The sequence below is a fragment of the Desulfovibrionales bacterium genome, assembly GCA_028715605.1.
In the GTDB taxonomy this organism is placed as follows: domain Bacteria; phylum Desulfobacterota; class QYQD01; order QYQD01; family QYQD01; genus QYQD01.
The window spans coordinates 240,001-263,483 of sequence record JAQURM010000001.1 but is presented as its reverse complement, the minus strand read 5'-3'; the positions used below and the strand labels follow the sequence as shown (position 1 = coordinate 263,483).

The window sequence follows — 23,483 nt, the reverse complement described above, 5'->3', positions numbered from 1 at the left end:
GTTCCATTATACCTGAGGAACCAGGAAGCCGAATGCGCTGCCCAGTTTGCGTGCCAGATCCAGAAAATGGCGCGGCAAGGGAACTTCCCGGTCCACGAGCAAGATATGGAGTTCCTTGGCCCGGGTAAGGATGTGTGAACTGTCGATACCCTCCTGATTGTCGCAGAGAAACTGAACGCGGAGGGCATCGGTCAGCGGAATGCTCATCCCCTCGAATTCAGTGGCGAGATGGTCCATTTCCTCTGCGATGCAGGCCCTGTTTTCTTTCACAAAGGTCGCAAAAGGTTCTCCCGGATTAGGCGTGCCAAAGAGATCATTGATAACGGCCCCGGACAGTTTATTGATATACAATGCCTCGCGCTCAGGGTACTTCTGAGAGAGATAGGCCTTCAATTTCTTGAAAAAAATCATTTTGATGACTTCAACCCCTTCCCTCATGATGGGGATCAATTTACTCTCAAACTGCACGATGGCCTCCGAGCCCTGTCCACAGGAATCAATCCTGCTTTCCGTTATTTTTGTCTTTCCTTCTCCTGTTCGTATCTGATTAACCCCGCTAAAGCAGACATCTCTTCGGCCAGGAGGTCTATCAAATCATCCAAGGTCACGATACCGACCAGCTTGCCTTGCTGATCTATTACCGGAAGACGCCGAATGCCCCTGCCGCGCATAATCCGGATACCATCTCCCACACTTGCCGATTCCCTTACGGTGAGCAGCCGGGCGCTCATAACATCTTTGACCAGACTCTGTTGCGGATCCCTCCCCTCGGCCACCACCCTGATGGTTATGTCCCGGTCGGTCAGGATACCTATGGGATGTCTCTTTTCGGTAATTATTACGGTACGTACTGAATAATCCCGCATGAGCTGGGCCGCTTTATAGATAGAGTCTGTGGCCCTGGCGATGACCACCTCACGGATGCAAATCTCACCGATAGACATGGCATATCTCCCAATGAACGTTTTTTAAAAGGTCATTGTAAGTCCTCTGAAGGCGGGCTCTTCATTTATATCCCACCGGCATAATCAAGATAGGATCGTAATTTCTGCTGATCCCCAGCGCCTGCCGGATCACGTCGTTGTTAAAGGCCCCCACAATGCCGGCCCCCAGCCCCAGGACCCCGGCCTGGAGAAAGATGTTCTGCCCGGCGTGTCCGGCCTCGATGTAGGTATAAGAGATGCCCTTTTCTCCATATTTCCGGGTACACCGTTCATATTCCCCGGTTATTATGAAGATAACAGGGGCCTCAGCCATCCAGTTCTGGTAAAGTGAGGCCTTGGCGATATCGTCCCGAACCTCTCCAGCCTTCACCTGGGTCAGTCTATGCGCCTTCGGGATATAGTGATAGACTCCGGCCTCCAGTCCTTCTACTCCATTTTTGCCCGCGGCCACCCAGATATCCAGTGGATAGAGGGCCCCTGCCGACGGTACGGATTTGTAAAGGCCATTTGCGGTGATGCCATAGGCGGCCCAGAGGATTTGGGAAAGCTGCTCCAGATTCAGGGCCTTCGCCTTAAAATGGCGGATGGTTCGCCGGGCCTTGATGGCCTCTTCCACGGACCTTCTGCCGGTAAAGGAGGGCTTGGGAAGCGGGACGTCCGTATGGGTCTGGGCCAGAGCGAAGATGGGCAGGAAAATTAGAGAGGCCATAAAAAGGATACCCAGGGTATTCATGACATTACTTTATTAATAGTATCGGGATTCCTTATCTCCATACACTAATAATTATACAGGCATACAACAAGAAATCCAACCTGAATAATTACCCTTCGCTGTTCGGACTATATTAAAATTGATGAATTCGTAAAAAAATCTTTTCACCGCTGAGCACGCCAAGTCCGCAGAGAAAAACTCTAGACTATTCAATATGTTATCTCAGCGTTCTCTGCGACCTCTGCGGTAATTTGTTACTTTTTACGAAGCCATCATCATTGATTGACTACACGCAGTGGCTCTTTGGTTAATTTTGATCGTTGAGCTTTTTTCTCCATGTCCTGGAATATTTTTTGCAAACAAAACCTCCGGCAGATTAGTACACGATTTTGGGTTGCAAATAAAAAACTGTCAAAATGTTTAAGCATATATTATAACTTGCCGATACAACTGATTAACTGAAAATGATAACTTGACAGCCGGATATATTTATGAGGTATAACTATAAAAACAATGTTAAAAAATTATAACTTCCTAAAAATATTTTACAAATCCCCCATCTCCCTTTGCTAAAATGAGGCGAAGGGGATTTAGGATAATATGGATTTTTTAACAATCTCTGGAGAAGAAAACACAAAATATGTTTTTTAAAAAACAAAAATTTGCCCTGGGGTTAGATATCGGCTCCCATTCTATAAAGGTAGCCGAGGTAACAGACTCTTCCCATGGGTTACAACTGAAAAACTTTGGTATAGCGGCTGTCCCCGCACAGGCCATTGTCGAAGGAGTGGTAAAGGAGCGGGCACAGGTGGCCGATATTATAGCCGCGCTGGTGAACAATTTAAAAACAGCGGGCAGGCGCACAGCGGCATCTATCGCCGGTTATTCGGTTATTATAAAGAAGATAAACATGCCGCTTATGAGTGATAAGGAACTGGAGGATAATATCGCGGTTGAGGCCGCACAGTATATTCCTTTTGATATTAACGACGTCTATATCGATTTCCAGATACTGGGAGCGAGCACAGAGAAAAAAGACCGCATGGACGTTATGCTGGTGGCTGCAAAGCGCGAAACTATAGACGAATACTCTGAGTTAATTCGCGATGCCAATCTTGTTCCTACCATTATCGATGTCGATCCATTTGCGCTGGAAAATGCCTATGAAGCCAATTACGACACGCAAGATCAGAACATCGCCCTGGTAGATATCGGGGCCTCCAAGATTAATATCAACATCTTGATCAACGGCGTCTCTACTTTTACCCGGGATGCCTCCTTTGGCGGCGATCAGATCACGGACCAGATTCGATCTAAGCTTGGTCTGCCATACGATCAGGCGGAAATTTTGAAGATAAGCGGCAATGTGAACGGCGATAATAGGCCAATCCTTGAGGAGATATTTTCTTCTACATGTTCCCTCTGGACGATGGAAATAAGGCGGGCCATTGACTTCTATTACGCAAACTATCCGGACCATAGTCTGGCCAAGATTGTGCTGAGCGGCGGATCGGCCAAGATCGCCGGACTCAGCGATATCTTACGCCTGGAGACAGATATCCCGGTGGAAATATTTGATCCCTTTGCCCGCATAGATGTGGACCCTGACCGGTTTGATCCGGAGTATATAGGCCAAGTAGGCCCACAAGCCGCTATAGCTATCGGCCTGGCCCTGAGAAGTGTAGAGCTATGATTAAAATAAACCTCTTACCAGTCAGATTAGCCAAGAAGAAGGAAAACATCCGTAAACAATTATCGGTATGCCTTCTGTCCGTATTCTTTATTGTTTTAGCCATGGCTTATCTGGGTATTTCCTTTTCGTATCAGATAAAATCGTTGACTGCTGATATCGGGGAGGCCCGAAATGAGATAGGTGAGTACAATAAGGTTGTCCAGGGACTCGAAGAGCAAAAAAAACAAAAGGACTTAATCCAGAAAAAGCTCGATGTCCTTGGCCGGTTGCAGAGAAATAAAACCGGGCCGGTACACATGCTGGATGAAATAAGCACAAATGTGCCGGAAAAAAGGTTATGGCTCAAGGCCGTCAAACAGACCGAAAATAAGCTCCTCCTGGAAGGAGTGGCCATGGATAACGGCACTATAGCCTTATATATGAAGAGCCTGGCCGCTTCTCCTTATTTTACCAATGTGGACTTAATAAATTCGGCCCAGGAGACGGTCAACAGCGTGAAATTGATGCAGTTTAGCATCACTTGCGAGATCAGGGGGGCTTCGGTAGAGCCGTCTATAGCGGAGCAGCCTGCCGACCAAAAAAAGAAGGATGAGAAAAAGGCATGAAAGGGTTAAGTCTGCCACCCAAGATAGAACATATAGTTACCGGGTTGCCCTTTAAGCAGAAGATCTTGATTTATATCGGCATACTTGCGGCCCTGGTAGCGATTTTTGTCGTCATTTTGATCGGCCCCCAGTTCAGAAAGATCGGGAAGCTGCGCGGGGAGCTTGAAGACGCACAGGCCACCCTGGACAAGGCCAAACATAAAGCCGCTAATCTGGCACAATTTAAGGCTGAGCTTGAGGCTACCAAGGCCCAATTCCAACAGGCCCTGTTGCTCCTCCCGGATAAGAAAGAGATCCCCTCCCTGCTGACCAACATTTCAAGCCTGGGAAACGAAGCGGGCCTGGAATTTATTCTTTTTAAGCCGAAAGAAGAGGCGCCTAAGGATTTTTATGCCGAAATACCTGTAGAGATTATCGTTGAGGGGCCATACCACAACGTGGCCGTATTTTTTGACAGAGTGAGCAAGTTGCCGCGCATAGTCAATATCTCTAATGTCTCTATGACTGATCCCAAAAAGGCACATGGCGCGATGATGGTAAAGACCTCCTGTCTGGCCACCACGTACCGATTTGTAGAGGGCGAGCCTGGTGAAGATAAACAGAAAAACAACGAGTTGCAATAGTTGCGACAAGAGTATCCGGCTGATGGCGTGCAGTTTGATGTGCCTGATGCTTATCTTTGCCGGCTGCAAGGACAAGAAAACGGAACCCCCCCTAAGTGTGCCGAATAAAGGGTCTCAGAAAACCGAAGCCGCCTCTCCTAGCTCCGGGGTGAACGACGAAATCGGGATGCCGGAAAAATATTCTTATAACCCGATCGGAAAGCCGGATCCGTTTAAGCCCTTTATATCAGAAGAAAAGACAGGGGATAAATCAAAAACCGTATCGGCCGGCGGCGTGGCCTTACCGCTGCAAGGCCTGGATATTGGTCAGTTGACGCTGGTCGCAGTCATTGCAAATAGCAGGGATCCCTACGCCATGGTGGAAGACGCATCGGGCAGGGGTTACATCTTGCGTACAGGAAGCCGGGTGGGGACACAGGAAGGCGTTGTAACCGGCATCCTGGCAGACCGCGTGGTAGTCACGGAAACGGTGAAAGATTTTACCGGAAAAATAAGAAAACGACCCGTGATACTCAGGTTAAGTGGATCAGGGGAAGGAGAAGATTAATGGGCTGGATTAGAATACAGGTTCTGGCCATTATAGTATTCCTGGGCCTCGGCCTCTGGTTGCCGTTTGGTACAGCTCATGCGGCATCAAAACCAACATCAATCCAGGAGATTGAGTCTGTTACCGTCTCCCAAGATGAATCCACACTTCGGGTTACTATCGAGGGGAAAGATCCGCTAACATATACGGCCTTTAAACAGGTCAATCCCCTGGCCATAATTATTGATATCCCGGAAGCAGACGTAAGTCGGGTAGTGTTCCCCACAGATTTTGATACCAGAATTATTAAGGCTATAAAAGGCATATTTTCCGGCGATAGACTGTCGGCCTATTCCCGCATAGAAATCGCACTGGTGAAAGATATTCTCTATACCGTTACCCGTATGGATAAGGGTGTAGTTATTGCTTTTCAAAGGGGCCCTGTCGTTGCCGTAAAAGAAGAGTCTGCGCCAGAACCCGATTCGGAACTTAAGGCGGAGGAGGAACCGGAAAAAGCGCTCGAGACCACGGCCGGTTCAGTCGCTATGTCTCCGGCCAAAGGCATAGTTGATGTGGCGGTAGATGCCCCCGCAAAAGGGACGGTAAAAGTGCTTATCTCCGGTGACGGGATACTGCCCAGGGCCAAGTCCTTTACATTGTCTGACCCGTCCAGACTGGTTATAGACATCCCTGGAATTAAACTCGTATATCCAAAGAGAGCGGTCTCTGTCCAGAATGATCTCTTAAAAAAGATTCGTATGGCCGTAAAAGCAGACGGGGCCCGCATTGTTTTCGACTCTAAAAAGACGGAGATGTTCCCTTATTCTATCGACCAGGTTGCCGGGACCATTACGCTGTGGATCGGCAAGCAGGCCACGGCCCGCCTCCGTCAGGAAAGCCGGAAACCCGAACCGATGGTATTACCTTCGGTCGGGACTATAGAAGCTATAGACTTCGAGCCTCTGGATGAAGGCAAAGTCCGCCTTACGGTGAAAGCCGACCGGAAATTACCTTACAAGGTAATTAACGTCGCCAAAACCACTGTACTGCTGCGTTTGGGGCAGGCTCTGTTGCCCAGGTCGTTGGCCAGACCTTATGACACCGGCTATTTTAAGGGCGCGGTAGAGGGGATAATCCCGCAGCAGTCCCGGTCCGCAAAAAATACCGTGGACATTACCATAAGGATGCGGGATGGGGTCCCCTTCCAGACCGTAGAAAAGGAAAATACTATCCAACTGGAATTTGCGGCCACAACCGTCCCCCCAAAACCCGACCAGTTGGCCCAAATGGCGCCGGAGCTTACACCAGAGGCTGCAAAACTACCGGCAAAGGATGAAGTGGCCATAGACAAGGACGCCGTCTTGCCTCCGGAATTCAGCGATCTGTCCAAGGATACGGCCGCGCCTATAGACGATGGCCTTGCCAGGGTAGAAATGCCTTTTGGCCCGAATAAGGTCTATACCGGCCAAAAAATATCCCTGGACTTCCAGAATGCCGATATCCATAACGTCCTGAGATTGCTGGCCGAGGTAAGCAAACTGAATATTGTGGCCAGCGACGATGTAACCGGCAAGGTAACCCTGAAATTGGACAAAGTACCCTGGGATCAGGTCCTGGATGTGGTCTTGGCGGCCAGGGGCCTGGGAATGGTAAAAACCGGCAATGTCATCCGTGTTGCCCCCTTGTCCAGGGTGGCGGAAGAAAATAAACGCCTCCTGGAGGTGCAGCAGGCAGAACCCATGGCCACGGAGTATATCCAGGTCAACTACGGAAAGGCCGAAAAATTAAAGGATCAGGTCGATAAGATCAGAAGTGAACGGGGTTCGGTTACATTCGATGAACGTACCAATAAGATCGTAATAAAAGACACCCCGACCGTAATCGAAGACGCTAAGGCTATAGTAAGCTCTTTGGATGAGCCAACCAGGCAGGTGCTTATCGAAGCGCGTATTGTGGAGGCCACGGCCGATTTCTCACGTGAGTTGGGGGTGCAGTGGGGAGGAACAGGAACAAAATCCGGAGACCATGGGACGTTCTCCGTACAGGGACGGCTCGACTCCACAAATAACTTCGCGGTTAATCCCGGCATACCGGCTACTGCTGACGCACTGGGTGCCATCGGGTTTTCCCTTGGGCGAGTAGGCGCTACCATGCCTAGTCTGGATGTGCGCCTCCTGGCCATGGAGAGTGACGGCAAGGTACACATAGTCTCCTCACCAAAGATTACTACCCTGGATAACAAAGAGGCGTATATCCAACAGGGCGCCAAGATACCGTATCTCAAGCAGACTCAGGACGGTATCTCCACGGAATTTGTGGAGGCCACGCTTAAACTGACCGTGGTTCCCCATATAACGCCGGACAACCGTATCGGCCTGAATATAACGGCCAAAAAAGATGAGCCGGACTGGACTAAGACCGTGCAAGGCACGCCGGCTCTTGACATCCGGGAGGCAAAGACGGAACTCCTGATTAATGACGGCGAGACCGTGGTGATCGGCGGGATCATTTATGAAAAGAAAACAAAGAGTATAGCAGGTGTGCCTGTATTATCCAAGGTTCCGGTATTGGGCTGGCTCTTTAAAGGCGAAAGCGATATAACAGAACGGACTGAGCTTCTGATCTTCCTGTCTGCAAATACCGTCAAGATGGATTAGCTGTCAGCTTTTCGGGTTGCGAGTTACGAGGTTCGGGCTCTTTGAAGCCGCAACTCGCAATCCTTTAGCTTCGAGCTTTTATAGGCAACGTCACTGGTCATTAGTCATCGGTCATTGGTTAACTGTGGAAGATTGATCACTTTTACCAGTGACAAATGACTACTGACTAATGACATTCACTATAGATGCCTCTCTCCTGCCCTTTTATTACTCTCACCACCCATCATTGCCCATCCCTAATAACCTGTTGTTTCTCTTGACAGAATCCGTTGGTAAGGGTAGTAAAAGCTAAGTCCAAAATTCAAAGTTCAAATCAATGCCAAAGCTCAAATAGAATCCGCCGGAGGTAGAGACATTTGTCATTTGAACTTCATTTGAACTTTGGGTTTTGACATTTAAAATTCGCGGAAAGCGTTATGTATTTGAACGCAAGGAGCATAACATGAAAGTCCTCGTTGTAGGCTCAGGTGGCCGTGAGCATGCTCTGGTCTGGAAAATTGCCCAGAGTCCTTTAGTAAAAAAAATCTACTGTGCGCCGGGCAACGCCGGTATAAGTACACCGGCTGAATGCGTGAATATTTCCGCTGAAGACATTAAGGCGCTGTGTGCATTTGCCCTGAACAAAAAGATAGATCTGACCGTGGTCGGGCCGGAGACGCCGCTAACTCTGGGCATTGTAGATCTCTTTTCTGCCAAAAAATTATCCATATTTGGTCCGGGTAAGGAGGCTGCGGCTATTGAAGGCAGTAAAGTATTTGCCAAAAAGCTTATGGATAAGTACCATATCCCCACCGGCAAGTACGAGGTATTTACATCAACTAATAAGGCCATGGCATACCTAAAAAAGGCTGCATTCCCCCTGGTAATTAAGGCCGACGGCCTGGCTGCGGGCAAGGGCGTAATAGTCGCCCAAAGTTATGAAGAAGGAGCGGCTGCCGTCGACCTCATTATACAAAAGAAGGCCTTTGGTGAGGCCGGTAATAAAATAATCATCGAGGAATTCCTGGAGGGCGAAGAGGTCTCTTTCATGGCCGTCACAGACGGCAGGACCGTTCTGCCGCTGGCCACCTCGCAAGATCATAAGGCTATTTTTGACGGGGATCGCGGCCCAAACACAGGGGGTATGGGGGCCTATTCCCCGGCGCCGCTGGTCACCCCTCAGTTGTACCAGCAAATCATGAAAGAAATTATGCAGCCCACCATAAAGGCCCTGGTTGCAGAAGGGCAGCCGTACCGCGGAGTCTTATATGCCGGCCTTATCATCAAGGAAGGAAAGGCCAAGGTACTGGAATTCAATTGCCGCTTTGGCGACCCGGAGGCCCAGCCTATCCTGGTGCGCATGAAAGGCGACTTGGTCAGGATCATGCAGGCTGCCATCGACGGTACGCTCGGCAATCTTTCTATTGACTGGGATCCCCGCCCGGCGGTCTGCGTGGTTATGGCCTCGCAGGGATACCCGGGAAGTTATGAAAGAGGTAAGATCATTCAGGGTCTCGCTGCCGTTTCAAAAAGGAAAGATGTTATCGTCTTCCACGCCGGCACGGCCATCAAGGGTAACAGTGTTGTAACAAATGGCGGCCGGGTCCTGGGAGTAACCGCTTTTGGCAGCGATTACAAGCAGGCAATTAAATGCGCCTATGAGGCAGTGGGCCGCATCAAGTGGGAAGGCGTCTATTCCCGTAAGGATATTGGACGCAAGGCCCTGAAAAATCAGGGAAACAGTCCTTTAGTAGGCATTGTCATGGGCAGTGACTCGGACCTGCCTGTCATGGTTGAGACAACTTCCGTACTTAAAAAAATGGGTATCTCCTATGAAATTACCATCGCCTCTGCCCATCGGTCTCCGCAGAGGACACATGAATATGCACAACAAGCCGCGGAGCGCGGCTTGGAAATTATCATTGCCGGTGCCGGCGCTGCCGCCCACCTGGCCGGAGTCATCGCCTCTGAAACTACCCTGCCGGTTATCGGGGTACCCATAAATTCCTCGGCCCTGAATGGCCTTGACTCCCTCCTTTCCACCGTCCAGATGCCGCCCGGTATCCCAGTAGCTACTATGGCTATTGGCAAGGCCGGGGCCAGGAATGCCGCTATCTTTGCAGCGCAAATCTTGGCCTTGAAATATCCCCACATCGCGGAAGAATTGAGAAAACATAAAGTGAATATGGCGCAGGAAGTGGAAGAAAAGGCCAATCGGCTAGGACCTGTATAAATAAATGATGCGTTATGAGTACTGAGTGATGAGTGGGAAAAAGAAAAGACTTATGCTCCAGAGTCCATTACTCATCCCTCGTCCCTCGTCCCTCGTCACTCTTAAGGTGGATGCCCGACATCCTGACCAGGCGGCGATACGCAAGGCCTGCTCGATCCTCAAAGAAGGCGGGCTGGTGGCCTTCCCTACCGAAACTTTTTATGGGTTAGGCGCTGATACCTTAAATGAACAGGCCCTTAAAAGGGTCTTCGCCCTCAAACACCGTGGGTATGCCAAACCCCTCCTGGTAATCATCGCTGAAAAGGACCAATTACATAGCCTGGTAAGCGACATTCCGGCCGTAGCGGAAAAGCTCATGGACAGCTTCTGGCCCGGCCCCCTGACTATTATATTCAAGGCCAAAAAGGGTCTGCCCTCCCTTCTCACCGGCGGAACAGATACGGTGGGCATCCGCATATCCTCCCACCCAGTTGCCCGGTCTATCGCGTTGACCTTTGGCCTTCCCTTCACCGCCACCAGCGCCAATCTCTCAGGTGGTAAGGACCCAATCACAGCTCAGGACGTCTGTAACCAACTTGGCGAAGGAGTAGATCTGATACTTGATGCCGGCGAAACTAAAGGGATCAAAGGCTCAACGATTATTGATGTAACCCTTTCACCGCCGCGAATAGTGAGGGAGGGAGATGTTCCGGTCTCCGAAATCAAAAGAATGCTTTCCTTATGAGCCTTCAGCTTTCAGCTTTGAGCCTTCAGCATTACCTGTCTCTCAATAAACGCATAGGCGCTATGATTGTGGATGGACTCGAAATTTTCCGCCTCCACGGCAAACCAGGTTATCTCTGGATTGTTGGAGAGTTTCTCGGCCAGGCTGCGAACTACGTCCTCCACAAACATAGGGTTTTGATAAGCCTTCTCGGTAACGAATTTTTCGTCCGGCCGCTTTAGAATGGAATAGACATCACACGAGGCGGAATTCTCGACCAAACGGATAATATCTTCTATCCAGACAAATTTTTTAAAACGTATGCTTACCCGCACCTCGCCCCTCTGGTTATGCGCGCCGAACTCACTAATCTCTTTTGAGCAGGGACAGACCGTGGTGATGGGTACTTCCACACGCAGGACAATGTCTTTCTTTTTCCTCTTTTGCCTGGATCCGCTGATGCGACAGCGGTACTCCAGCAAACCGGGAGTCCGACTTACCGGGGACTTTTTCTCGATAAAGTAGGGGAATTCTATCTCCAGATGAGCAGACTCCGCCTTTAGCCTTTTTTGCATCTCGTCTAAGATGTTATCAAATTTTTTAATATTTATCTCGCCCCGGAACTCATTGAGTATCTCCACGAACCGGCTCATGTGTGTTCCCTTGAACTTATGGGGGAGGTTGACATACATATTGACGCTGGCTACCGTCTGCTGGACACCGTTTGCCTTGTCCAGCACAGTGATAGGGTACCGGATGTTCTTGACCCCCACCTTGTCAATGTCTATATTGCGATGGTCTCTTTGGTTCTGAATATCAATCATCACTCATCTCGACAGGCGAGCCTCCTGTCCTACTTCATAGCTTTCAGCTAAAATCACCCATTACTCATCACTTGCTTTATAATGTTTTCCCCCGCCTCTCTTAACTCGGTACTGGCCACAAAGGGCGGCACCCCCTCCCTTTCAGCCTCTAAAACTTTTGCATCCAGGGGCAGAAAGCCGGCAAAGGGCAATTCTTTTATGCGGGCAGTAATATATTCTTTATCTGATTCATTTCTCACCTTATTTCCGACCAGAAAGATTCGATTAAGCCCAATCTCCCTAGCCAGACGAACGATCTTCTCCGCCGTCTCGATACTCCCCCTAGAAGGCTCTACCACTATTAAAAGGGCATCCACGGCCTGCACCGTAGCCCGGCCCAAGTGTTCAACACCAGCCTCCATGTCCAGGATAATAACCTCGGATTCCGAGGTGAAAAGTTTCCTTACCAGCGTCCGCAAGACCATGTTCTCCGGACAGGCGCACCCGCTTCCTCCCTTTTGCACAGAACCCAGCACCATCAGACGTATGTTGTCCCTGGTTACCATAAATCTTTCCGGGAGATCTTCCACGCAGGGATTAAGGTTGTAGAATGCCCCTCCTTGACTGCCCGAACGCTCCATAAGGAGCTCCTTCATCTCAGCCAGAGGCGTGATGTTGGCAGCCTCCGGAAATCCCAATGCATCGGCCAGATGGGGACTAGGGTCGGCATCAATGGCCAGGACATTCATTCGTTTTTGGGCAAAAAGATAGGCCAGGAGAGCAGAAACCGTGGTCTTACCTACACCACCTTTACCGCTTACCGCTAATTTCATAATTGACCTTCGTATAGCTATCAGCCATAAGCCGTCAGCTATTAGAAAGATTTTTTCGGCGAACTGACTGCTGAAAGCTTTTCAAAAAACTTAATGTAAGCCAGCGAGTTTGTCCAGTTAAATATTTTTCATATCTAAAGGAAAAAGATAACCCTATTTTTTACCTTAATCTTATTTCTTATGCTAAACTTAACTTTTGAAATATTATCATTTTTTCATCTATGATTCCAAACTATGATCACTATCGGTCTTTCCGCACATCGGGCAGAGGCGATCCCCTTCCTTAAAAACGTATTCGCAAGATCTGACGTTATTATCCTCGAAGAACCGCCCCATCCATCGTTCCAGACCATGCTGGAAGGAGAAATTCCTATTCCCGGCTATCTCGAACAGACTGACCTATCTTTCCCGATATACTCAGGGCAAATCTATCATCTATTACAAGATTGCTATAGACGAGGTAAGTTGGTCACCCAGATTGAACCTTACCTGGCAAAGTTAAACGAGATCCATGAATCGGTTGAAAAGGGCTTAAAACCTGCCGATCTGACACACCAGCCGGAGATGAAGGCCGTCTATGATGCAGAGAATATGACCTTTGGGGCCTTACTGAACTACTACCAGTCCGTAGATAAGTCCTTTGCGGAAACCACCTGGGCCGTAATGGACTTTGCCTCTCAGGATGCCCAACGTATAAAACTCCGTGACCAGATGCGGGCTGAGGCGATTACTGACTTTATCAGAGAAAATAGATTCAAGGATAAAACCATCTACATAGAAGCGGGGTACATCCATTTTGCCTTACGCACGGCGCTCTTAAAAATAAAAAACGCTCACCAACACAATGTAAAACAGGTCTTCATCCTGGCCGAGCCCTCCCGCAATCTCAGCTACAAACAAGGGGGGAGAGCTGTTGATTTTATATCACCACCGGGTGACCTGCTAACCTTGCACTATATGTTCAGAGGAAAATTTAACGAGGCGTTAGGGAAGTTACTGGCCGCCCGGAGCCTGATCTACGTAAGCCTTTTGACCAAGGAAGAACTTTTGCCAACACAAGAACAACCCACGCCCCATCTGGCGGAAGAAGTCCGGTTAAAGGCATTTGTAGATAAATTGGACTATAAGGCGTGCGAAACGATATTTAGCCGAGTAAAAGCCCTCCCCACTGCTGAGGCCAGAAAAGTGCTGCACCTTGTTTGAGTCATGACTGTCAGATATCCCCGTTCTTCTCCATCTTGGCCAGGTCTTCAAAGCGAATATCCGCGCCCAGAATACCCACGATCTCTTCTTTGTCGCTGCGGATTGGCGCGGAAACCGTGATGCAGAGGGCCCCGGTTATCTTGGAGGTATAGAAATCTGTGACATGAACCTTCCCGTCCTTTAACGGATTGATAAACCAGGGGCGATCAGAGAAATCTCTATCCAGCTTAAACGTTTCATACTTGGCCCGGTCCTTAACGTGCGTAATATTCTTAGTGATCTTGCGGCCCTCGGTATTCGTGACATAGATAAACTGGATAAATGGATTAGCATCCAGGAACTTCTGTAGTACAGGTTCCTGGGCCTTAGCCTTCATAGTCTTTATCTCTTCTCTTTCTACTATTTCTTCTATTAAATGGGCCGCGAGGTCATAGGCCTTTTTCTTCAGTTTATCGAACTCAGAGATGAATAACTCAGGCAGATGCTTCCTGGCCTGCATCTCCATCTCCTCATTGGATATGGCGGTCACCCGACCCGCCTCATACTGTTCCACTACCCATTTATAGATATGCGCAATCCCGGGATGCCGCTTGTCCACCTGCGACTCACCGGCAAGACCTAACCGGTTATTAATCCAATGGGCAATGCCGGCTACACCGGACTTGTCGCCGATTATTATGGTTATAGGACGGTTGAGTATCTTCTGCGTATCAAATATGTTATATATTTCCTCATTCTTGATCAGGCCGTCCGCGTGTACCCCGGCCCGGGTGGCATTAAAGTCAGAACCGATAAAGGGATAATTAGACGGGATGTGATAATCCAGTTCCTTTTCAAAATATTCGGCGATCTCGGTTATTACCGTAGTATCAACTCCATTAGTGCGCCCCAACAGGCTTATATATTCGACGATCAATCCCTCGATCGGGGCGTTGCCTGTCCGTTCACCAAAACCAAGCAATGTCCCGTTAGCTCCCGCACATCCATAGAGCCAGGCGGTAGTGGCATTGATAAATACCTTATGGAAGTCATTGTGCCCATGCCACTCCAAAAGGTGGCCAGGGACCCCGGCATCATCAATCATGGCCCGCACCAACTTTGGCACACTGCGGGGCAGGGCCGCACCCGGATAGGTTACGCCGTAACCCAGGGTATCACAAAGTCTTATCTTGACATCGATACCGCTCTGTTCCCTCAGTTTCATAAGCGCTATGGCGAAAGGCACACAAAAGCCATAGATATCGGCCCTGGTTATGTCCTCAAAATGGCATCGGGGAACGATTCCGTGGTCAAGGGCAGTCTGCACAATACGCAGATAATCCCTCATGACCTGAGAACGTTTTTTCTTTAGCTTGAAAAAGATATGGTAATCAGAGACTGAGGTCAGGATGCCGGTCTCTTTAAGACCCATCTCTTTGACTAGCTTTAAATCCTCAGCCTTAGCCCTGATCCAGCCTGTTATCTCCGGATAACGGTATCCCTTATCCAGACAGCGCCGCACCGCTTCTTTATCTTTGTTACTGTAAAGGAAAAACTCGCTTTGACGCACGACGCCGTTTGGTCCGCTCAGACGGTGCAGGAGATCAAAGATGTCGCAGATTTGTTCTACAGTGTAAGGCGGCCTGGCCTGCTGACCGTCACGAAAAGTGGTATCGGTAATAAATATCTCTTCCGCCGGATCAATAGCAATCAACTTGTGGTCAAAATCTACACGGCAGACCTCATCGTAAGGAAAAACTTCGCGCTGGAGGTTGGGTTCAGAGACGTCCTTCAGTTCATGACGCCAAAACTCAGTATGCTCGTGCTCGAGCACCCTCCTGGATCGATTCCATTTAGCCACCCTCAATCACCTCCCATCATTTATAGTATAGCCTCTCGACAGGTGCGCCTCAGGTCGGCCGGGGACAGGCGCCTGTTCTATTATTGCACCTTCTGAAACTTTTGCAACTCTTTTAGCTCCAGTCCGGCTTAAGATATAGCTCGGCCAACTGGGTCATGCTGACCGAAGACGGCGCCTCCGTAAGCAGGCAAACTGCCTTCTGTGTCTTGGGAAAGGCGATGACATCACGGATGGTCGATCGCCCGCACATGAGCATCAAAAGCCGGTCCAGACCAAAGGCAATGCCTCCATGAGGCGGAGCGCCCATCTCCAGCGCCTCCAGAAGGAAACCAAACTTATCCTGGGCCGCTTCACCAATACCCAAGGCCTCAAAAACCTTCTGCTGTACCTCGGCTTGATGTATCCTGATGCTCCCCCCGCCAATCTCTATCCCGTTCAATACCAAGTCGTAGGCCCGGGCCATAACTTCCCCGGGAGAAGTTTTTAACTTATCTATATCCTTGGTCGCCGGAGCGGTAAAAGGGTGATGTACGGCTACATAGCGCTTTTCTTCGGCGTCATATTCCAGAAGCGGAAAATCTTTTATCCATACAAATCTAAAATCACCCTCCGGGATAAGATTCAGCCGCCCGGCTAAATGTAATCTGAGTTCTCCAAGGGCCCGGCAAGCAGTAGCCATGGTGTCGGCCACAAAAAAGACTATATCTCCCGTCTGGAGATCCAGTGCCTCTCCAAGGGCCTTCTTCTCTTCATCAGAGAAAAACTTGGCAATAGGTGATTGCCATCCCTCTGGTTTAATCTTTATCCAGGCCAGCCCCTTGGCCCCGTATTGACCAACAAACTGGGTCAGGTCATCCAACTCTTTGCGTGAGAAATCATAACCAGATCTAACCGGAAGGGCCTTCACCACGCCACCTCTGGCCACTACATCCGCAAAGACCTTACATTGGCTCCCGGCCATGAGAGAAGAGATGTCGCGCAGCTCCAGGCCAAAGCGCATATCCGGCTTGTCCGTCCCAAAACGGGTCAGGGCCTCGTGGTAATAAAGACAGGGGAACGGAGTAACCGTAGATACCCCCAAGACCTCCTGAAACAGCCTGGACATCATCCCTTCCACCAATACATATACGTCTTCTTCGGTGATAAAAGACATCTCCATGTCCACTTGGGTAAATTCCGGCTGGCGGTCGGCCCGCAGATCCTCGTCCCGAAAGCACCGCACTATCTGATAATAGCGGTCCATGCCGGCTACCATCAAAAGCTGCTTGAATAGCTGCGGCGACTGGGGAAGGGCATAAAACCGGCCGGGGTTGAGCCGGCTCGGCACCAGATAATCCCGCGCCCCTTCCGGGGTGCTCTTGGTAAGAAAAGGCGTCTCTATCTCCCAGAAGCCGTTTTCTTCCAGATACCTCCTTATGACCGAGGCCGCTTGATGCCGCCGCCGAAAGTTGGCGGCCATATTTTGACGCCGGAGATCGAGGTAGCGATAACGAAGCCTGAGATTCTCCGAGACATCAACTTCTTCTTCCAGCGGGAAAGGGGGTGTCTTGGCGGCGTTTAGTACACAGACCTTATGCACTACCACCTCTATTGCCCCGGTCTTCAGGTTTGGATTTTCCATGCCTTCCGGCCGCCTCCTCACCTTTCCCTGTACAGCAAGCACATACTCACTGCGCACCGCCTCGGCCCGGGTATGGGCTTCCTGGCTGACGCTGGGGTCAAACACTATCTGCGTGATCCCCTCGCGGTCGCGGAGGTCAACAAAAATAAGCCCGCCATGATCACGCCGGCGGTGCGCCCAGCCCATGAGCGTCACCTCGTTGCCAATCTCAGCCATACCAAGTGATGCACAGTAATGAGTCCTCTTCCAACCCTCCGCGCCGGACATTAAACAACCCTCCCCATTTCCTCACCTATACGGCGAACCAACGCCTCGATATCATCATTAAAATCAACCGCCCATTGCCGGCTGGATCTCATATCCCGCATAGTAACACTATTCCTGGCCAGTTCGTCATCACCCACGATTAAAACCAGAGAGGCGCCGATCTTGCCTGCGCGCCTCATCTGACTCTTCAGGCTATGCCCTTCGTAATCTATCTCGGCCTGTATCCCGGCCAGTCTTAATCTGTGTGCGATACGGGCGGCCATAACACAGGCATTTTCACCCATGGCCGCCACAAATAAGATAGGTTCCTCCCCTATTTTTTGCAAGTCACCTATTAACAAAGATAACCTCTCCATCCCTATGGCAAAGCCCATCCCGGACAAATCTGGGCCTCCCAATTCTTTAATCAGGCCATCATAGCGTCCCCCGGCGGCCACGGCACTCTGCGCCCCTAAAGCCAGACTGGTAATCTCAAACGTCGTCCGGGTGTAATAATCAAGACCACGCACCATAAGGGGATTTATCGTATAAGGAACACCAAATAACAGGAGCCGTTTCTCTACTGCATGGAGATGGGTTTTACAGTCCGGACAAAGATACGCGGATAAAGAAGGCATACCCTCAAGCGCCGCCCGGCATCTTTCTACCTTACAATCTAAGACTCGAAGCGGATTGGATACGGTGCGGCGCTGACAATCAGGACAAAGCCCGGCCTGCCTTGTTCCGAGAAATGCCTGTAAATCCCGGCGGAATTGCGGCCGACAATGAGAGCACCCCAGGGAATTTATCTGCAATTCCACGCCGGATATGCCCAGAGTGCTTAGGATATGCATAGCCATAGTCATCAACTCAGCATCAATGGCCGGGCTATCTAAACCGATGGTTTCGGCATTTATCTGATGAAACTGCCGGTAACGGCCTTTCTGCGGCCTTTCGTGGCGAAACATAGGGCCAATAGTATAGAGTTTTTGTATCTTGTCCTGGGCATATAACCCATGCTCAATAAAGGCCCGCAGGATGGAGGCCGTAGCCTCCGGCCGTAAGGTAAGGCTCTCGCCGCTACGGTCAACAAAGGTGTACATCTCCTTTTCCACGATGTCGGTAGTTTCACCAATACTTCGTGCAAAAAGCTCTGTCTTCTCCAGGATAGGAATTCGGATCTCATTAAACCCAAAACAGCGAAAGACGTCTCTGGCCATCTTTTCTATATGCTGCCATCTTTTCGCCTCTTCAGGCAAGATATCTTTGAAGCCGCGAATACCCGGTATGGGCATTTTTCTCTCCCCTAAAAACTATGGCAACCCCGGGGGTTGCCGCACAAGTCCACCCCTCCCAACCCCGCCTTCCTCAAAGAGGGAGGACAGGATGGGAGTGAAAAATAGAAGTTTGAGCTATGCGCTTATTTTAACTCGCTGATTATGGTGCTTTCTTAACGTATAGAGGCAAAAAAGTCAATAGAAATGGCCGATTAGGGCTTTCCCACATTCTTATGGAAGCCGTTGTTCCTGAGCAAAACTTGCTGGAGGAGTGGGGCACCCTTCGAGGGCGAGCAGGAAGGGGAAAGCCAGCCCTTTAGAGGCTGGAAGGGGTAACCCTTCCCCGCCTGCAAGCCCCGAAAGGGTCACTGCGCAAGCCGTGAAGCGAAGGAATGACAGCTTCCATAATGCAAAAATTGGATAAAAATCAACACGTGGTTATAATCTGCTGCGATTTTTGGGGAAAGTCCTAAAATGGCCGATAAATTAAGGGGATACCGTAGTTGATATCCTTATCGAAAGCACATAGAGGTCGGAGTTTCTGAGGGCCGGAACTTCAAGACTTCAAATACCGCTCAATATTTTCCGCCAGTATATCAAAAATCCTTCTGAACTCTCTTTCGTCTCGTTCCAACAGTGTAACCCGGAACCCCTGGAGGTCAGTAGAAAAGGAAGACAGTGGCACGACGCAAATACCTGTGGAACCGAGCAAATAATACACAAATTTCTTGTCCAGGGATACACCCGGTGCACTTACCAGGCGCTCCACATGGACACGCACGTCATTATTTTTAATAGGCAAGGTCTGCTTGTTATTTAACCGGCCATCTTCAAATACCACACTCATGTAAAAAGCACCGTTGGTTCGGTTAACTAAGACACCCGGTACGCCTTTTAGCCGCTCATAGGCAATATTGGAAAATTTCTCGTACCTGGAGATACGCTCATTTAGATATTCCGGGTAGTTAGGGTGGGTTACCAATCGCGGGATAGCCTTCTGCGGAAGGGTGGTCGAACAGACCTCCATCATCTTGGCATTCAGAATAGACTGTACATATCTCTCAAAAAGTACGTCTTTGTGGCCGTTATAGACTTCTATCCAGCCACAGCGGGACCCCGGCCAGGGAAATTCCTTGGATATGCCACGCATGGCTATGGCTGGAACATCGCCTATAATATCACCTATAGGGACCGTTTTTTGCCCATTGTAAACGATATTGATATAAACCTCGTCACAGATAATGAAAAGGTTATACTCCCTGGCGATAGAAACTATTTCTTTTAAAATATCTACGGAAAAAACCACTCCCGTTGGATTGTCCGGGTTGATGAGCAAGATGCCTGCTACGTTCGGGTTATATTTAACACGGTTGCGCAGGTCTTCAATATCCGGATACCAACTGTTTCCGGGATTTAACTGGTAAGAAATGGGTCTGGCCCCGGCATGGGCGGCCTCCGCCGAGGAATGCGTGGAATAGGTAGGGGCGGGGCCAATAATACGCGCTGTAGGATTTAACAGCCCATAAACCTTGGCAATAGCATCGCCCAGACCATTAAAAAAGATGATGTCATCCGGGGTAATCTGTGCTCCGCCCCGTTTGTTAGTCTGCTCCGCTATAAACTGGCGGGTCTCCAGAAGACCACGGGTAGGGCTGTAACCGTAGGTGCAATCCTCCATGACCAGTTCAGATACGATCTTCTTCATCCAACCCGGGATTTTTTCTCCCTTGGCCACGGGATCGCCAATGTTTTCCATATTGGTCTTTATGCCCAAGGTCTGGAGCTTCTCCGCCACATTAACGATATTACGAATCTCGTAGGTCAGTTCTCCTGCGCCAATGTGAACGATATCCGTACGCATGAATCTGAGTACCTCTTTCTAGTGTACTGTCTCAGAAAGGAATTTACACAACGGTCATTCCGGACTTGATCCGGAATCCCGCTCCCCGATCGTAGTCGGGGACAGGTTTCGCGGGTTGGAAACTCATTTTTTTACCCACGGTTAAACATTCCATATTCTGGAGCAAGGCAATCGTAACTGCCGTTCTTTCCACCATATCTCCCACCGACACGGCCAGCTTGCTCCATATTTACTGGAACTAAAAGCCCGTTTCCAAGTTTCTGATATTAATAATACAACGTCGTCAGCAGGTCAATATGTTCTTTTTTACATCGTTTGCCCGTCCAAGTACTCGAAGATATTCCTATCGTAAGAGCTCGTCAGATTGAAAACCTTTTTGGCCAAAACGAATCGCGTGGGCAATGTCGTGCCGCCATTAGTTTTTTCCATTTCTGCCAGCACCCGAGTATAATCCTTGGGATCACAAATAACCGTGACATCACGGAAATTCTTAGCTGAAGCGCGTAGCAAGGTCGGTCCGCCAATATCAATTTGCTCTATAGCACCATCTATTTGAACATTCGGTTTGGCTATGGCCTGGGCAAACTGGTAAAGGTTTACTACCACCAAGTCTATGGGTGGGATATTTAGCTCGGTGGTCTGCTGGACATGTGCGGGATCATCCCGCCGGAAAAGGATCCCTCCGTGTACCTTGGGGTGAAGAGTCTTAACACGACCGCCCAATATCTCCGGCGAACCGGTATATTTGGAAATCTCGACGGCTGAAATACCATTGTCCTTCAGAAGTCTTGCCGTGCCGCCGGTGGAAAGTATCTCTACCCCAAAGCTAGCCAAAGCTTTTGCAAATTCAACTAAGCCAGATTTATCGGTTACACTGATTAACGCCCGTCTTATCTTCCCCACGAAGTCACCTCCAAAAAAAACCCGACCCCGCCTCTGGCGGAATCGGGTTAAATTTTATTCCCGGCAACGTCCTACTCTCCCACCCGGTCGCCCGGGCAGTACCATCGGCGCTGAGGAGCTTAACTTCCGTGTTCGGGATGGGAACGGGTGTTTCATCCTCGCCATAGCCGCCGGAAAATCACATTCTTCAAAAAAACAATTGATAAACAAATATGGCCACATCAGTAAATGCATTGAAAATATAAAATTATGGTCAAGCCGCACGACCGATTAGTATCAGTAAGCTCAGACCATTACTGGCCTTACACACCTGACCTATCAACCTCGTAGTCTCCGAGGGGTCTTTAGGTGGCTTACGCCACGGGATATCTAATCTTGAGGTGGGCTTCCCGCTTAGATGCTTTCAGCGGTTATCCCGTCCGAACGTAGCTACCCAGCGATGCCACTGGCGTGACAACTGGAACACTAGAGGTTCGTCCATCCCGGTCCTCTCGTACTAGGGACAGCTCCTCTCAAATATCCTCCGCCCGCGACAGATAGGGACCAAACTGTCTCACGACGTTTTAAACCCAGCTCACGTACCGCTTTAATTGGCGAACAGCCAAACCCTTGGGACCTACTCCAGCCCCAGGATGCGATGAGCCGACATCGAGGTGCCAAACCTCCCCGTCGATGTGAACTCTTGGGGGAGATTAGCCTGTTATCCCCGGCGTACCTTTTATCCGTTGAGCGACGGCCCTTCCATACAGAACCGCCGGATCACTAAGGCCTACTTTCGTACCTGCTCGACTTGTCAGTCTCGCAGTCAAGCTCCCTTATGCCTTTACGCTCTACGGCTGGTTTCCAATCAGCCTGAGGGAACCTTCGCGCGCCTCCGTTACCTTTTAGGAGGCGACCGCCCCAGTCAAACTACCCGCCAGGCAGTGTCCCTGATCCCGATAAGGGACCGAGGTTAGAACTCTAGAATAACAAGGGTGGTATTTCAAGGTTGACTCCATCCCGACTAGCGTCAGAATTTCACAGTCTCCCACCTATCCTACACATGCAACCCCAAAGTCCAGTGCCAAGCTATAGTAAAGGTGCACAGGGTCTTTCCGTCCAGTCGCGGGTAACCGGCATCTTCACCGGTACTACAGTTTCGCTGAGCCCCTGGTTGAGACAGCGCGGAAATCGTTACGCCATTCGTGCAGGTCGGAACTTACCCGACAAGGAATTTCGCTACCTTAGGACCGTTATAGTTACGGCCGCCGTTTACTGGGGCTTCGGTTCAACGCTTCTCCACCCGAAGGTAAATAACGTATCCCCTTAACCTTCCAGCACCGGGCAGGCGTCAGACCCTATACGTCGTCTTACGACTTCGCAGAGTCCTATGTTTTTATTAAACAGTCGCTCCCGCCACTTCTCTGCGACCCCCTTCGGCTCCAAAAGCGAATTTTTTCACCTAATGGGGGCACACCTTCTCCCGAAGTTACGGTGTCATTTTGCCGAGTTCCTTAACCAGGGTTCTCTCAAGCGCCTTGGGATACTCTCCCCGCCTACCTGTGTCGGTTTGCGGTACGATCACCAAACTGACTCGCTACGAGGCTTTTCTTGGCAGCATGGGATTAGCCACTTTGTTCCGCCAAAGGCGGATCGTCATCACCCCTCAGTGTTAACAGGATTCCGGATTTGCCTGGAATCCCCACCTACAGGCTTAAACCGGGATGTCCAACACCCGGATGGCCTACCCTTCTGCGTCCCCCCTTCACTCAAACGCCAGTTTGATGGTACAGGAATATTAACCTGTTTTCCATCACCTACGCCTTTCGGCCTCGGCTTAGGGATCGACTAACCCTGAGCAGATTAACTTTACCCAGGAAACCTTAGGCTTACGGCGTGTGGGTTTCTCACCCACATTATCGCTACTCGTGTCAGCATACTCTCTTCTGGCTCCTCCAGCACGCCTCACGACGCACCTTCGCAGGTTAACAGAATGCTCCCCTACCGAACCGCCGGTCCGCAGACCAACGGCTCCCGCAGCTTCGGTAATGTGCTTGAGCCCCGTTAAATTTTCGGCGCAGGATCACTCGACCAGTGAGCTATTACGCTTTCTTTAAAGGATGGCTGCTTCTAAGCCAACCTCCTGGTTGTCTGAGCATTCCCACATCCTTTCCCACTTAGCACATATTTGGGGACCTTAGCTGGCGATCTGGGTTGTTTCCCTCTCGACCACGAATCTTAT

The 23,483-nt window shown here is 49.9% G+C and carries 18 protein-coding genes and 2 rRNA genes (1 of these 20 running past the window's edge); 8 read left to right on the top strand and 12 right to left on the bottom strand.

The genetic code is table 11. The features are described from left to right. Window positions 1–6: 6 nt before the first annotated feature. From PHT49_01220 to PHT49_01210, 3 genes are all read right to left on the bottom strand, one after another. Window positions 7–468: a hypothetical protein gene (locus tag PHT49_01220; GenBank protein MDD5450500.1), complete on the bottom strand. Its 462-nt coding sequence runs from the start codon at window positions 466–468 to the stop codon at window positions 7–9. Between the two features lie 44 nt (window positions 469–512). Beyond that, window positions 513–944 (bottom strand): CBS domain-containing protein, encoded by a 432-nt coding sequence (locus PHT49_01215; protein MDD5450499.1) that lies wholly within the window; start codon window positions 942–944, stop codon window positions 513–515. A 61-nt stretch (window positions 945–1,005) separates the two neighbouring features. After that, window positions 1,006–1,677, bottom strand: a complete 672-nt coding sequence (locus PHT49_01210; GenBank protein MDD5450498.1) for a SagB/ThcOx family dehydrogenase — start codon at window positions 1,675–1,677, stop codon at window positions 1,006–1,008. Window positions 1,678–2,296: 619 nt separating this feature from the next. Between PHT49_01210 and pilM the strand changes: the two genes are divergently transcribed. The 7 genes from pilM (at window position 2,297) to PHT49_01175 (ending at window position 10,696) form a co-directional block, all read left to right on the top strand. Beyond that, window positions 2,297–3,349 (top strand): type IV pilus assembly protein PilM, encoded by a 1,053-nt coding sequence (gene pilM, locus PHT49_01205; GenBank protein ID MDD5450497.1) that lies wholly within the window; start codon window positions 2,297–2,299, stop codon window positions 3,347–3,349. Next, window positions 3,346–3,954 carry a PilN domain-containing protein gene (locus tag PHT49_01200; GenBank protein ID MDD5450496.1) on the top strand — a complete coding sequence of 203 codons (609 nt, stop codon included), beginning with the start codon at window positions 3,346–3,348 and terminating at the stop codon, window positions 3,952–3,954. The genes pilM and PHT49_01200 overlap by 4 nt, the downstream gene beginning before the upstream one ends. After that, complete coding sequence (locus PHT49_01195; GenBank protein ID MDD5450495.1) at window positions 3,951–4,577, top strand: type 4a pilus biogenesis protein PilO; 627 nt, start codon at window positions 3,951–3,953, stop codon at window positions 4,575–4,577. The genes PHT49_01200 and PHT49_01195 overlap by 4 nt, the downstream gene beginning before the upstream one ends. Before the next feature lie 22 nt (window positions 4,578–4,599). Next, on the top strand, window positions 4,600–5,124 hold the full coding sequence (locus PHT49_01190; GenBank protein MDD5450494.1) for a pilus assembly protein PilP: 525 nt from the start codon (window positions 4,600–4,602) through the stop codon (window positions 5,122–5,124). Next, window positions 5,124–7,760 carry a type IV pilus secretin PilQ gene (gene pilQ, locus PHT49_01185; protein ID MDD5450493.1) on the top strand — a complete coding sequence of 879 codons (2,637 nt, stop codon included), beginning with the start codon at window positions 5,124–5,126 and terminating at the stop codon, window positions 7,758–7,760. Before PHT49_01190 ends, pilQ begins: the two co-directional genes overlap by 1 nt. Before the next feature lie 442 nt (window positions 7,761–8,202). Continuing rightward, on the top strand, window positions 8,203–9,972 hold the full coding sequence (gene purD / locus PHT49_01180; GenBank protein MDD5450492.1) for a phosphoribosylamine--glycine ligase: 1,770 nt from the start codon (window positions 8,203–8,205) through the stop codon (window positions 9,970–9,972). 28 nt (window positions 9,973–10,000) lie between these two features. Continuing rightward, window positions 10,001–10,696 carry an L-threonylcarbamoyladenylate synthase gene (locus tag PHT49_01175; protein ID MDD5450491.1) on the top strand — a complete coding sequence of 232 codons (696 nt, stop codon included), beginning with the start codon at window positions 10,001–10,003 and terminating at the stop codon, window positions 10,694–10,696. Between the two features lie 11 nt (window positions 10,697–10,707). Here the strand turns inward: PHT49_01175 and folE2 are convergent, their stop codons facing one another. Both folE2 and PHT49_01165 read right to left on the bottom strand, forming a co-directional pair. Further along, complete coding sequence (gene folE2, locus PHT49_01170; protein ID MDD5450490.1) at window positions 10,708–11,499, bottom strand: GTP cyclohydrolase FolE2; 792 nt, start codon at window positions 11,497–11,499, stop codon at window positions 10,708–10,710. Window positions 11,500–11,552: 53 nt separating this feature from the next. After that, the gene (locus tag PHT49_01165) at window positions 11,553–12,311 is read right to left on the bottom strand and encodes an AAA family ATPase (GenBank protein MDD5450489.1); all 759 of its coding nucleotides are present in this window, start codon (window positions 12,309–12,311) and stop codon (window positions 11,553–11,555) included. Between the two features lie 234 nt (window positions 12,312–12,545). Here PHT49_01165 and PHT49_01160 point away from each other — a divergent pair, with 234 nt between their 5' ends. Next, complete coding sequence (locus PHT49_01160; protein MDD5450488.1) at window positions 12,546–13,514, top strand: hypothetical protein; 969 nt, start codon at window positions 12,546–12,548, stop codon at window positions 13,512–13,514. Window positions 13,515–13,524: 10 nt separating this feature from the next. Here the strand turns inward: PHT49_01160 and PHT49_01155 are convergent, their stop codons facing one another. From PHT49_01155 to PHT49_01125, 7 genes are all read right to left on the bottom strand, one after another. Next, the gene (locus PHT49_01155) at window positions 13,525–15,327 is read right to left on the bottom strand and encodes an EAL-associated domain-containing protein (GenBank protein MDD5450487.1); all 1,803 of its coding nucleotides are present in this window, start codon (window positions 15,325–15,327) and stop codon (window positions 13,525–13,527) included. Window positions 15,328–15,466: 139 nt separating this feature from the next. Further along, on the bottom strand, window positions 15,467–17,242 hold the full coding sequence (aspS, locus tag PHT49_01150; protein MDD5450486.1) for an aspartate--tRNA ligase: 1,776 nt from the start codon (window positions 17,240–17,242) through the stop codon (window positions 15,467–15,469). Continuing rightward, the gene (gene hisS / locus PHT49_01145; protein MDD5450485.1) at window positions 17,242–18,516 is read right to left on the bottom strand and encodes a histidine--tRNA ligase; all 1,275 of its coding nucleotides are present in this window, start codon (window positions 18,514–18,516) and stop codon (window positions 17,242–17,244) included. Before hisS ends, aspS begins: the two co-directional genes overlap by 1 nt. Window positions 18,517–19,054: 538 nt before the next feature. Next, a complete protein-coding gene (locus PHT49_01140) occupies window positions 19,055–20,359 on the bottom strand; it encodes a pyridoxal phosphate-dependent aminotransferase (protein MDD5450484.1) in 1,305 nt (434 codons plus the stop codon). Between the two features lie 306 nt (window positions 20,360–20,665). Continuing rightward, on the bottom strand, window positions 20,666–21,262 hold the full coding sequence (locus PHT49_01135) for an IMP cyclohydrolase (GenBank protein ID MDD5450483.1): 597 nt from the start codon (window positions 21,260–21,262) through the stop codon (window positions 20,666–20,668). Window positions 21,263–21,320: 58 nt separating this feature from the next. Continuing rightward, window positions 21,321–21,437 (bottom strand): 5S ribosomal RNA (rrf, locus tag PHT49_01130). A gap of 74 nt (window positions 21,438–21,511) precedes the next feature. After that, window positions 21,512–23,483 (bottom strand): 23S ribosomal RNA (locus PHT49_01125) (it continues 1,000 nt past the right edge of the window).